Annotated in this window: 9 protein-coding genes and 1 pseudogene; 7 read left to right on the forward strand and 3 right to left on the reverse strand. The window is 73.4% G+C overall.

What is annotated here, in order from left to right; all coding sequences use genetic code 11:
- Nucleotides 1–64: 64 nt before the first annotated feature.
- Nucleotides 65–1381 carry a serine hydrolase gene (locus tag DER29_RS28705; RefSeq protein WP_121400755.1) on the reverse strand — a complete coding sequence of 439 codons (1317 nt, stop codon included), beginning with the start codon at nucleotides 1379–1381 and terminating at the stop codon, nucleotides 65–67.
- 111 nt (nucleotides 1382–1492) lie between these two features.
- Between DER29_RS28705 and DER29_RS28710 the strand changes: the two genes are divergently transcribed.
- The 5 genes from DER29_RS28710 (at nucleotide 1493) to DER29_RS28730 (ending at nucleotide 7118) form a co-directional block, all read left to right on the forward strand.
- Complete coding sequence (locus tag DER29_RS28710; protein ID WP_088999430.1) at nucleotides 1493–1966, forward strand: NfeD family protein; 474 nt, start codon at nucleotides 1493–1495, stop codon at nucleotides 1964–1966.
- 4 nt (nucleotides 1967–1970) lie between these two features.
- Nucleotides 1971–3077 (forward strand): SPFH domain-containing protein, encoded by a 1107-nt coding sequence (locus DER29_RS28715; RefSeq protein ID WP_121400756.1) that lies wholly within the window; start codon nucleotides 1971–1973, stop codon nucleotides 3075–3077.
- 148 nt (nucleotides 3078–3225) lie between these two features.
- Complete coding sequence (locus DER29_RS28720) at nucleotides 3226–4020, forward strand: hypothetical protein (protein ID WP_121400757.1); 795 nt, start codon at nucleotides 3226–3228, stop codon at nucleotides 4018–4020.
- A gap of 180 nt (nucleotides 4021–4200) precedes the next feature.
- A complete protein-coding gene (locus DER29_RS28725) occupies nucleotides 4201–6417 on the forward strand; it encodes a transglycosylase domain-containing protein (protein ID WP_121400758.1) in 2217 nt (738 codons plus the stop codon).
- Between the two features lie 137 nt (nucleotides 6418–6554).
- Entirely contained in the window at nucleotides 6555–7118 is a 564-nt protein-coding gene (locus tag DER29_RS28730; RefSeq protein ID WP_121400759.1) for a dihydrofolate reductase family protein, read from the forward strand.
- A 17-nt stretch (nucleotides 7119–7135) separates the two neighbouring features.
- On the opposite strand, the gene DER29_RS28735 is transcribed toward DER29_RS28730, so the two are convergent.
- Nucleotides 7136–9007 (reverse strand): thiamine pyrophosphate-requiring protein, encoded by a 1872-nt coding sequence (locus DER29_RS28735; RefSeq protein WP_121400760.1) that lies wholly within the window; start codon nucleotides 9005–9007, stop codon nucleotides 7136–7138.
- 115 nt (nucleotides 9008–9122) lie between these two features.
- Between DER29_RS28735 and DER29_RS28740 the strand changes: the two are divergent.
- Nucleotides 9123–9960 (forward strand): annotated as a pseudogene (locus DER29_RS28740) (TrmH family RNA methyltransferase).
- Nucleotides 9961–10033: 73 nt separating this feature from the next.
- A complete protein-coding gene (gene argG, locus DER29_RS28745; protein WP_121400762.1) occupies nucleotides 10034–11485 on the forward strand; it encodes an argininosuccinate synthase in 1452 nt (483 codons plus the stop codon).
- A gap of 98 nt (nucleotides 11486–11583) precedes the next feature.
- Here argG and DER29_RS28750 read toward each other — a convergent pair whose 3' ends face one another.
- On the reverse strand, nucleotides 11584–12582 hold the full coding sequence (locus DER29_RS28750; protein ID WP_121400763.1) for an NADP-dependent oxidoreductase: 999 nt from the start codon (nucleotides 12580–12582) through the stop codon (nucleotides 11584–11586).
- Between the last annotated feature and the right edge of the window lie 8 nt (nucleotides 12583–12590).

The following is a 12590-nucleotide window of genomic DNA, read 5'->3' on the forward strand; positions in this document are numbered from 1 at the left end:
GGCCGCCGGGCCCGGCCCGCCCCGCGTCAGGGTCGTCGCCTGCCACGGGGCGGAACGTGGGCGGTCAGGGCTCCTGGTCGGGGGTGCGGGTGAAGACGAAGGTGGCGATGTCGAGCGCCACCGCCCGCCCCGACCCGTCGCGCAGCACCGACAGGATCTCGCCGTTCTCCGGGCCGGAGCGGCCCCGCCAGCGGTCCGGCCCCGCCGGGACGAACACGCTCACCCGCTCGCCGCGCACGTACGCGACCAGCTCACCCGCGGCCGCGTCCCAGACGACGTCGAGCGACGCCCCCATCCACCACCAACGACCGGTCACCTCGTCGACCTCGGCGGGCGGGGGAGCGGCGGCCGGCCGCCAGGGCTGCGCGAACGCCGGCTCGGCGTCCAGGACGGTGGTGAGGATCCGTAGCGCGAGCCCGCCGATCCCGCCGGTGCGGAAGCCGTACGAGTTGGCGAAGCCGATCACGCCGGTGCGCGACGGGCGGTGCACCGCCAGGGCGGCCACGTAGCCGGGCATCGAGCCGCCGTGCCCGACGTACACCCGCTCGCCCTGCCGGTAGAGCTCCAGCCCGAGGCCGTGCCCGCCGGTCCACGAGTCGACGTCGCTGATCGACACCGGGACGCACATCTCGGTCAGCGTGTCCGCCGCCAGCACCTCCGGCGCCGGGTCGGCCAGGAAGGCCGCCCACCGGGCCAGGTCCTCGGCGGTGGACCAGAGCTGCCCGGCCGGGGCCATCGCCCCGGTGTCGGTACGCGGCTCCTCCCGCAGCGTGTCGTGCCACGGGTGCACCACGTAGCCGCGGGCGAACGGCTCGGTGGCCGTGTACGTGGTGCGGCGCATGCCGAGCGGCTCCAGCACGCGCTGGCGCAGCAGCTCGGCCCAGGGGGTGCCCGTGATCCGTTCCAGCACGCCGCCGAGCAGCCCGTACGCCAGGTTGGAGTAGTGGTACGAGCGGTGCGGGGGATAGGCGATCTTCTCGGCGCTCACCCCGGCCAGCAGGGTGGTCAGGTCCCCCACCTCGGCGCGCTCCCACCACTGTCCGTCCGGCTCGCGGCGCAGGCCGCTGGCGTGGCCGAGCAGCTGCCGCAGCGTGCGCGTGCCCACACCGGTGCCGGGCAGGTGCTTCTCCAGCGGGTCGTCCAGGGCCAGCCGGCCGGCGTCGCGCTCCTGCATGACCAGGGTGGCGGTCATGGTCTTGCTGATCGACCCGAGGCGGTACTGGAGGTCGGCGTCGGGGCGCGGGTGCTCGCCGGCGGTGGCGAGGTGGGTCAGCGCGCCGTCCCGCACCACGCCGATCAGCAGCGACGGCGTACGGCCGGCGGACTGTGCCCCGGCGACGAGGGCATCGACCTGGCGGGTGGTCTCGGGCAACAGGGACACGGGCTCTCCTCGGGGGATTCCGGTGCCGTCGGGGTGGGCCGCCGGCGTGCCGCCGAGCTTACTGATCTTCGAGAGTGGGCTCCACGTGCTTTGACGTGTCACGATCGGATGGTGGACGCCGTGCTGTGGATCGTGTTGGGTGTCGTTCTGGCGGTCGCTGAGATCTTCACGACGACGCTGTTTCTGATCATGTTCGCGGTCGGGGCCCTGGCCGCCGCGGGAGCGGCGGCGCTCGGCGCCCCGGTCGAGGTGCAGGCGATCGTCTTCGCCGGGGTGTCGGCGCTGACGGTGCTGGGCGTGCGGCCCACCCTGCGCAGGCACCGCCGCTCCGCGCTCGAGAGCGGCGAGCAGCCCTTCGGCGTGGAGGCGATCGAGGGCAGCACGGCGCTGGTGCTGGAGCAGGTCGACGCCGGGCAGGGCATGGTGAAGATCGACGGCGAGCTCTGGCAGGCCCGCTCCTACGACGCGAGTCAGCACTTCGCCCCTGGCGACCGGGTTCAGGTGATCCAGGTGCGGGGCGCCACCGCCCTGGTGTGGCGGGACGACGTTTCCCCTTCCGGCGAGCTACCCGAAGCGAAAAGGTGAGTACATGGAACTTGTGATCCCGGTCCTACTGATCGCCATCGCGCTGATCGGGGTGATCACCCTGGCCAAGGCGGTGCGGATCGTGCCGCAGCAGCGTCAGGACGTGGTCGAGCGGCTCGGCAAGTACAAGCGCACGCTCAACCCGGGGCTGAACATCCTGGTCCCGTTCGTCGACGCGGTGCGTACCAAGGTCGACATGCGTGAGCAGGTGGTCAGCTTCCCGCCGCAGCCGGTGATCACCTCCGACAACCTGGTCGTCTCGATCGACACGGTCCTCTACTTCAAGGTCGTCGACTCGGTCCGGGCCACCTACGAGATCTCGAACTTCCTCCAGGCCATCGAGCAGCTCACCGTCACCACGCTGCGTAACGTGATCGGGTCGCTGGACCTGGAGCGGGCGCTGACCAGCCGCGACCAGATCAACCGTCATCTGTCGGGCGTGCTGGACGAGACGACCGGCCGCTGGGGCATCAAGGTCACCCGGGTGGAGCTCAAGGCGATCGAGCCGCCGGCGAGCATCCGCGACTCGATGGAGAAGCAGATGCGCGCCGAGCGGGACCGCCGGGCGGCGATCCTGAACGCCGAGGGGCACAAGCAGTCGCAGATCCTCACGGCCGAGGGTGAGAAGCAGTCCGCGGTGCTGCGCGCCGACGGTGACCGGCAGGCCCGGATCCTCCAGGCCGAGGGTCAGGCGAAGGCGATCAAGACGGTGTTCGACGCGATCCACCAGGCGAACCCGAGCCAGAAGGTGCTCGCCTACCAGTACCTCCAGGCCCTGCCGCAGATCGCCAACGGCACCGCGAACAAGGTCTGGATCGTGCCGGCCGAGCTGACCAAGGCCCTGGAGGGCATGGGTGGCGCGCTCGGCGGGCTGAGCCGGATGGTCGGCGACGAGCCGACGCCGGAGGCGGCCGGCGGCGCGAGCGAGGTGGAGCGCGAGGCGGCCGAGGCCGCGCAGGCCGCGGCGGCCGCCGCGCAGCAGATCCACGACGAGGTACGCGTCGCCGAGGCGCAGGCCACCGGCGGCAGGCCGCAGGGGCTGCCGGCACCGGAGCCGGTCTCCCCGGCGAGCCTGCTGAACGACCCGGCCGACCAGCGCCAACGGGGCTGACCGGCTCCGGGCGCGACCGCCCGGAAATGCGAGAACCACTCATGGGGCGCTCCGTCGCCTGCCACCATCGGTCCTAGGACGGGCGGTGAGCAGGCATCGGGGCGCCCCGGCGCGTCCCGCACCGCTCGTCGGACGAGCGAGGTGACGCATGAAGGATCCGGCGAAGCGGGTACGGTCCTCGGCCCCGGTGCCCGGCGCGCACGATCCCGCCGGGCCGCTCGGCAGCCGGCGTACCGGCGGGGGGTTCGGGGTGCTGCCCTTCGTCGAGCCGACGCCGATCGGGCCGGCCACGAACGCCACCTGGGCCTGGTCGCTGCGCCGGCTCGCCCGGGGCGCGGTGTGGCTGCTCCCCGCGTACGCCATCCTCTACGCCGTCGTGGCGATGGGCAGCGACGGCGGGGTGGGCAACGACCCGTACCCGGCCGACGGCCGGCCCCTCTACCTGGTGGGCTGGGTGGCGGCGGTGTGGCTCGGGCTGCTCGCCCTGCTGGCGCTGACCGGGCTGCTGGCGGCGGCCCGCAGCCGTCGGGCGGCCGTCGCCGGTCTGCTCGTCTCCATCGCGGGCACGGTGCTCATGCTTCCCTTCGCGGGGCTGGCGGAGCAGACCCCGGTCTTCGGCACCACCGCCCGGACGCTCGTGCTGGTGGGTGCCACCTGCTACAGCCTGGGCTGGCTGCTGACCGGCTGGGCGGTCGCCCGGTCCGGCACGTTCAGCATCGGCGACGGCGCCATGCTGATGATCGCCGCCCCGCTGCTGGGCGTGGGCGGCGCGCTGATCGGCTCGTTGCAGACCTTCGGCGCGATCTTCGTGCTGATCTCCGGCATCGGCATCGGCTACCGCTCCGGCCGCCTGGTGCCCCGGGACATCGCCCGCGACGCCGCCAGCGCGAGCCTCGCCGCCGCGCCGGCCGCTCCCGGCCCGAACGGCCCACTGCCCACCTGACCCGCCGCACCGCCTCCGACGGCCACCGGAACCGGCGCGCGCCGCCGGACCGGGCGCACGGGGCGGGCGGTGGCCGAGGGGCGGGTGGGATGGGAAGTCGCTGGTCACGGGCGGTGAAATTGCTGACAACCGGGCTGCGGGGGTGGTCGGTTGGCCCGTTACGTGGCAATCCTGGGCACCATGGCCCCACCCCGCCCGCCGCTGTCGCGGCTGTTCACCGTGCTGCTCGCCGGCGTGCTCGCCGGCCTCGTCCTGGCGGTCGCCGCGCTACCGGGAAACCTGCTGCTCGGGTTCGCCGCCAAGGCCGCGGTCGGGTCGTACGCCGCGCTGCCCGAGGCGCTGCGAACCCCGGTCACGCCGCAACGCTCCTACCTCTACGCCAACGACGGCAAGACGCTGATCACCACGTTCTACGACGTCAACCGCACCGACGTGCCGCTCGACGAGATCGCCCCGGTGATGCGGCAGGCGATCGTGGCGGCCGAGGACCGGCGCTTCTACGACCACGGCGGCGCCGACCTGCGCGGGCTGCTGCGGGCCGTGGTGTCGAACGTCTCCGGCGGCGGCCAGCAGGGCGGCTCCACGCTGACCATGCAGTACGTCCGCAACGTGCTCAAGACCGACCCCGGCCGCACCGCCGAGGAGCGCGCCGCGGCCACCGAGCAGACCGTCGGGCGCAAGATCCAGGAGATCCGGTACGCCACGGCGCTGGAGCAGCGCCTGAGCAAGGACGAGATCCTCAACCGGTACCTGAACATCGCGTACTTCGGCTCCGGGGCGTACGGCATCGCGGCGGCCAGTCAGCGCTACTTCGCCAAGTCCCCGGCGGAGCTGACCCTCGGCGAGGCGGCCCTGCTCGCCGGCCTGGTGCAGTCGCCGGAGGCGTACAGCCCGATCGACGGTGACGCGGACGCCGCCCTGGAGCGCCGCGGCTACGTGCTGGACTCGATGGTCTCCACCGGCGCGATCGGCGCCGAGGAGGCCGCGCGGGCCAGGACCGAGAAGCTGACGCTGCGCCCCACCGCCCAGCCCAACGGCTGCACCGCCGTCGCCCAGGGGCACGACGACTGGGGCTTCTTCTGCGATTACCTGCGGCAGTGGTGGCTCGCGCAGCCCGAGTTCGGGGCCAGCGTCGAGGAGCGCGAGCAGGCGCTGCGCCGCGGCGGCTACACGGTGGTGACCTCGCTCGACCCGCAGATCCAGGCCACCGCGCAGAAGCAGGCCACCGGCGTCTACTCCTACGACAACAAGCGCGCCCTGCCGATCGCCGCCGTCGAACCGGGCACCGGCCGGGTGCTGGCGATGGCGGTCAACCGGCACTACAGCCTCGACGCCAACCCGGACGGGCAGGCCAACCGCCCCAACACCGTCAACCCGCTGATCTCCGGCGGCGACAGCGTGGACGGCTACCAGGCCGGCTCGACGTTCAAGCTCTTCACCATGCTCGCCGCGCTGGAGGCCGGCAAGCCGCTCGCCACCGGCTTCGACGCGCCCAGCCGGCTGCCCACCCGGTACGCCGCCGAGGGCGAGGGCAGCTGTGACGGCCGGTGGTGCCCGGCCAACGCCAACCCGGAGTGGATGGACGGCTACCGGATGATGTGGGACGGCTTCGGCCGCTCGGTGAACACCTACTTCGTCTGGCTGGCCGAACAGGTCGGGCAGGAGAAGGTGGTCGAGATGGCCAAGCGCCTCGGCATCACCTTCCGGGCCGACGCCGACGCCACCTTCGCCGAGAACGACGCCGCCGACTGGGGCTCGTTCACCCTGGGCGTGACCGCCACCACCCCGCTCGACCTGGCCAACGCGTACGCCACGGTGGCCGCCGAGGGCACGTACTGCGCGCCGCTGCCGGTGGTCTCGGTGACCGCCGCCGACGGCCAGCGGGTGCCGGTCGGCGACCCGTCCTGCCGCCGGGTGCTCGACGCCGACGTGGCCCGGGCCGCCACCGACGCGGCCCGCTGTCCGGTCGGCCAGCAGTCCGCGTTCGCGCAGTGCAACGGGGGCACGGCCACCTCGGTGAACCGGATCCTCGACGGCCGGCCGGTGGCCGGCAAGACCGGTAGCTCGGAGAAGAACGCCACCGAGACCTTCGTCGGCTTCACCCCGCAGGTGGCGGTCGCCGGGATCGCCGCCAACCCGGACGACCCGACCGACTCGGTGGGCGCGGCGGTGCAGGCGAGGGTGATCGACGCGGTCGCCCGGGTCATCGGCACCGCCGTCGCCGGCGAGCCGGAGAAGGCCTTCGCCGCGCCGAGCCGCGAGCTGGTCGGCGACCCGCGCCGCCCGGTGGAGCGCCCGCCGGTCGAACAGCGCCGCCCGTCCGAGCAGCGGCGGCCGTCGCCCTCGGACGACCAGCGCCTGTCCGACCTGCGCCGCTGGCTGGAGCGCCGCGGCTGACCGCGCGCTGTCGAGCTGCCCCGCCCATGGGACCGCCCGGAAAGAAGTCGTCCCGGGCTGTCGGATCCGGCGACGCCGCTCCGACCACCTGGCAAGAACGCCCGCGAGGGGCGACCGAGGCCAGGAGGAGCAGCGGCATGCGGAAAATCATCTACGGGGTGCACCAGTCGCTCGACGGGTTCATCGAGGGACCGAACGGCGAGTTCGACTGGCCGGAGATGGGCCCGGAGCTGTCCGCGTACTCGCTGGCGCAGTGCGACCGGGCCGGCGCGTTCCTCTACGGTCGCCGGGTCTGGGAGTTCATGGCCGCCTACTGGCCGCAGGCCGAGTCGATCTCCGATCACCCGCACGACCTCGCGTTCGCGCCCATCTGGCGGCGTACGCCGAAGGTGGTGGTCTCGCGAACCCTCACCGCCGCCGAGCACGGCGCGCGGGTGGTCGGCGGCGGCGACCTCGGCAAGGAGGTCACCGCGCTCAAGGAGCAGCCGGGCGGCGATCTGCTGCTCAACGGCGGGGCCGGCGCCGCCGGCGCGCTGACCGACCTCGGCCTGGTCGACGAGTACCAGATCTTCGTCCACCCGGTGGTGCTCGGCGGTGGCAAGCCGGTCTTCTCGGTCCCGGGGCGGCTCAACCTGCACCTGGTCGAGTCGCGGACGTTCGACGGCAGGTCGGTGCTGTTGCGCTACCGCCGTGCGGACTGAGCCCCGGCGGGCGTGGCTCAGCCCCGGCCGCGCCCCGGCCGGAGGGTGGCGACCGCCGTGGGCAGGCCCCGCCGGATGATGCCCGCCCAGTCGGTGTCGCCGCGCAGCACGGCGGCGGCGGTGTTGCGGGCCTGCTCGGCGGTGAAGTGCGGCGGCAGCATCAGCTCGGCCGGGTCGACCAGCGCGTTGACGACCACGGGCCGGTCCGCGCTCAGCGCCCGCTCCCAGACGCCCGGCACCTGCTCCGGCGCGTCGACCAGCTCGCCGTGCAGGCCCAGCACCTCCGCCCACCGGTGGTAGCCGATGTCGGGCAGCTGCTGGCTGTCCGGGAACATCGGCGTCCCCTCGCTGGAGCGCTGCTCCCAGCTGACGAAGGCCAGGTCCCGGTTGTTGAGCACGAGCACCACGAAGCGGGGGTCCGACCAGCTCCGCCAGTACTTGGCCACCGTGATCAGCTCGTTGACCCCGTTCATCTGCATCGCGCCGTCGCCGATCAGGGCCACCAGCGGGCGGTCCGGGTGGGCGAACTTGGCGGCCAGCGCGTACGGCATCGCGCCGCCCATCGAGAGCAGGGTGCCGGAGAGGCTGGCCAGCATCCCGGGGCGGACCTGGAGGTGCCGGGCGTACCAGGCGGTCGTGGTGCCGCAGTCGACCGAGATCATCACGTCGTCGGGGAGCCGGTCGCTGAGGGTGGCGAAGAGCAGCTGCGGGTTGACCGGGTCTGCGGCCTGCCCGGCCAGTTCCCGCTGCGTGCGGCGCCAGGCGGTGGTGGCCTTCCCGATCGTCGCCCGCCAGCGGGTCGGTCCCGGGCCGGGGCCGAGCTCGCGCAGCAGGGCCCGCAGGGTGGGGGCGGCGTCCCCGGTCAGGTTCACCTCGGTCGGGTACCGCAGCCCCAACTGCGTGCCGTCCCGGTCGATCTGTACCGCCCGGGCCTGCCCCTGCGGCGGGTAGAACTCCGAGTACGGCATGTTGCTGCCCACGATCAGCAGCCGGTCGCACTCGTTCATCAGCTGCCAGCTGGGTCGGGTGCCGAGCAGGCCGATCGCGCCGGTCACCCACGGCTCCCGGTGGTCCACCGCGGCGAACCCGAGCAGCGCCGCCGCCACCCCCGCGCCGAGCCGGTCGGCGACCGCGCGGACCTCGTCCACCGCGCCGAGCGCGCCCTGCCCCACCAGCATGGCGACCCGCTCGCCGCCGCCCAGCACCTCGGCGGCCCGGCGCAGGTCCGCCTCCGGCGGCACCGTCGGGCCGCTGCTGGGCACGTCGCTGGTGCGGTAGAAGCCGTGCGCGTGCGGTGGCTCCGGCACGGCCGGCGCGTCCTGGATGTCGGACGGCAGCACCAGCGCGGTGACCGTACGCCGGGCCAGCGCCGTGCGGCAGGCCCGGTCGACCAGGTGGCGGACCTGGCTGGGGTGGTCGAGCTGGGCCAGGAAGGCGGCCGCGACGTCCTTGTAGAGGGCGAGCAGGTCCACCTCCTGGTAGTAGCCGCCGCCCTCGGCGGTGAGCGCGGTGTGGCCGACCAGGGCGACCACCGGCTGGTGGTCCAGTTTGGCGTCGTACAGGCCGTTGAGCAGGTGGATCGCGCCGGGGCCGCTGGTCACCAGCGCGCAGCCGAGCGGGCCGCCGCCGTACTTGACGTGCGCCGAGGCCGCGAAGCCGGCGGTCTCCTCGTGCCGGACCTGGACGAACTGCGCCCGTTCCCCGGTGCGTTGCAGCGCCGAGGTCAGGCCGTTGATGCCGTCGCCGGGATAGCCGAAGTAGCGGCGGACGCCCCAGCCGGCCAACCGGTGCACGATGTGGTCGGCCACGGTGGCGTCGCGGGGCAGGGGGCCCAGGTCGACGCGCCATCCGTCCGGGTGGTCGGTGCGGGCCGGCCCCGGCGTGCCCATGGGACGTGCGTTCACCTGACTGTCCTTCCGTCGGTCCGCCGCTCCGGCCCGCCATTCCCCGTCCTACCCGGACAAAACGCCCCGGGTCGCTCCGCCGTCGGGCGACCCGGGGCGGCTGCGGCGCGTCCGGCAGAATCGGGCGGGTGCCCATCCACCCGATCACCGACCCCGACGACGACCGGATCGCCGACTACCGCGCGCTGACCGACGTCGAGCTGCGTACCCGCTGGGAACCGCCGCACGGCCTGTTCATCGCCGAGGGCGAGCTGGTGCTGCGCCGGGCGCTGCGCGCCGGCTACCCGGCCCGGTCGTACCTGGTGGACGCCAGACGGGTCGACCAGCTCGCCGACCTGGACACCGGCGACGCCCCCGTCTACGCCGCCACCCAGGACGTGCTGCAACGGGCCACGGGGTTCCACGTGCACCGGGGCGTGCTGGCGTCGTTCCGGCGCAAGCCGCTGCCGGCCGCCGCCGAGGTGCTGGCCGCCGCGCGCCGGGTGGTGATCCTCGAGGACGTGAACAACCACACGAACCTGGGGGCCATCTTCCGGGCGGTGGCCGCGCTCGGCGTGGACGCCGTGCTGCTCTCGCCGACCTGCGCCGACCCGCTCTACCGGCGCAGCGTCCGGGTCAGCATGGGCGAGGTCTTCGCGATCCCGTACGCGAAGCTGGAGCCCTGGCCGGACGCGCTCGGCGAGGTCCGCGCGGCCGGCTTCACCGTGCTGGCGCTGACCCCGGCGCCGGACGCGGTGCCGATCCAGCGGCTCGACGCGGTGCAGCGGGCCCGCGCGGCGCTGCTCATGGGGGCCGAGGGCGCCGGCCTGACCCGGGCGGCGATGGACGCCAGCGACGTCCGCGTGGTGATCCCGATGCGCCGCGGCGTCGACTCGCTCAACGTCGCCGCCGCCACCGCCGTGGCCTGCTGGGAGCTGGGCCGCGACGACCCGGCCTAGGTGTGCTGCCCGGGAAGGTGGCGACGGCGGGTTCCATTTGCATGGCCATGCGGTCAGGTGCATAATCTTCCCCGTGTCCAAGGTTCTCACCTCCCTGCCCATCGGCGAACGTGTCGGCATCGCCTTCTCCGGCGGCCTCGACACCTCGGTCGCGGTCGCGTGGATGCGCGACAAGGGCGCCGTCCCCTGCGCCTACACGGCCGACATCGGCCAGTACGACGAGCCGGACATCGCCTCGGTGCCCGGTCGCGCGCTCAGCTACGGCGCCGAGGTCGCCCGGCTGGTCGACTGCCGCGCCGCCCTGGTCGAGGAGGGCCTGGCGGCGTTGACCTGCGGGGCCTTCCACATCCGCTCGGGCGGGCGGGCGTACTTCAACACCACCCCGCTGGGCCGGGCCGTGACCGGGACCCTGCTGGTCCGGGCGATGATCTCCGACGACGTCCAGATCTGGGGCGACGGCTCGACCTTCAAGGGCAACGACATCGAGCGGTTCTACCGGTACGGCCTGCTGGCCAACCCGCAGCTGCGCATCTACAAGCCGTGGCTCGACACCGACTTCGTCACCGAACTCGGTGGGCGCAAGGAGATGTCGGAGTGGCTGCTCGAACGCGGCCTGCCGTACCGGGACAGCACCGAGAAGGCGTACTCCACCGACGCCAACATCTGGGGCGCCACGCACGAGGCGAAGACCCTCGAGCACCTCGACACCGGCATCGAGACGGTCAACCCGATCATGGGAGTCCGGTTCTGGGACCCGTCGGTGGAGATCCTGACCGAGGACGTCACGATCGGCTTCGACCAGGGCCGCCCGGTGACGATCAACGGCAAGGAGTTCGGCAGCCCCGTCGACCTGGTGCTGGAGGCCAACGCCATCGGCGGCCGGCACGGCCTGGGCATGTCGGACCAGATCGAGAACCGGATCATCGAGGCCAAGAGCCGGGGCATCTACGAGGCGCCCGGCATGGCGCTGCTGCACGCCGCGTACGAACGGCTGGTCAACGCCATCCACAACGAGGACACCCTGGCGAACTACCACAGCGAGGGCCGCCGCCTCGGCCGCCTGATGTACGAGGGGCGCTGGCTGGACCCGCAGGCGCTGATGCTGCGCGAGTCGTTGCAGCGCTGGGTGGGCACGGCGGTCACCGGCGAGGTGACGTTGCGGCTGCGCCGGGGCGAGGACTACTCGATCCTGGACACCACCGGCCCGGCGTTCAGCTACCACCCCGACAAGCTGTCGATGGAGCGTACCGAGGACTCCGCGTTCGGCCCGTCGGACCGGATCGGCCAGCTCACCATGCGCAACCTGGACATCGCCGACTCGCGGGCGAAGCTGGAGCAGTACGCGACGCTCGGCATGGTCGGCGGCGCGGCCCCGCAGCGGATGGTCGGCGCCGCGCAGGCCGCCTCGACCGGGCTGATCGGTGCGATGCCGCAGGGCGGCGCGGAAGCGATCGCCTCCCGGGGCGTCTCCTCCGCCGACGACGAGGCACTCGACCGCGCCGCGATGGAGTTCGGCGTCGACTGAACGCCGCCCGGCATGTGAGCGTCGCGCGGCGCGAGGGCCCTTCGGCGAAGGGCCCTCGGGCCGCGTCGCTCAGGGAGCCTCGGGCCGTCTGTCGCGTCCTATCCGACCTTGAGGGCCAGCTTCCCGACATAGTGATCATTCAGGGCGCGATGCGCATCCCCGACTCGCGCCAACGGGAAGGTCCGGGCGACGTGGACCTCGAAGGAACTCGCCTCGATGATCGCGTTCAGCCGATCGGTGGCGGCGCGGCTTCGGTCCCCGTCGTAGTGGGACACCGTCGCGCCCGGCGACGTCACCGGCGCGGGTAGGACGCCGTTCGGCCAGGCGATCCGTCCCGACTTCTTGACCGCTCGCAGAGATCGTTCGGCAATCTCGCCTCCCACGGTGACCAGAGCCGCATCGAGCCCGCCTGGCGCGAACTCGAACGCCGCAGCCAGCACGTCGTCCCTGCGACCGTCGACGGCGTCGTCGGCGCCCAGTCGCCGGGCCAGGGCGACACCGTCGTCACCAGAGGCCACGGCCAAGACCCGGATGCCGCTGTGCCGCGCCAGCTGCACGGCCATGTGCCCGATACCCCCACTGGCCCCGAAGACCATGAGCGTCTCGTCCGGCCGCAGGCCGAGCAGGTCGAGACCGCTCAGCGCGGTCAGGGCGTCCCACGCCATCGCGCCGGCCTGTCCGGTCGGCAGCCGGTCGGGCACGCGAGCCACGAACTCCGCCTCGACGACGGCGTACTCGGCGTAGGAGCCGCCACGCGGCACCGGCATCGTCGCGGCGTAGACCCGCTCGCCCACGTCGAACCGGGTGACGTTGCGCCCGACCGCGGCCACCGTGCCGGCCGCGTCCCAGCCGAGGATGTAGGGGAAGGTCGAGGCGACGCCGAAGACGCCGTCGTAGTTCCCCTCCCGCTCGCCCGCGTCCCAGGACCCGACGCCTGCGTACTCCACCCGGATGAGGACGTCGTCGTCGCCGACCTGCGGGAGCGGTATCCGGCGCGACGAGAGTTTGTCGACTCCGCCGAACCGGTCAAGGGCGACCGCGGTCATCTGCGGCGCCACGATCGCGTCGCTCGCTGTGCGCTCGGCTCTGCTCCCCATGGTCCCCC

The organism is Micromonospora sp. M71_S20 (assembly GCF_003664255.1).
Lineage (GTDB): Bacteria > Actinomycetota > Actinomycetes > Mycobacteriales > Micromonosporaceae > Micromonospora.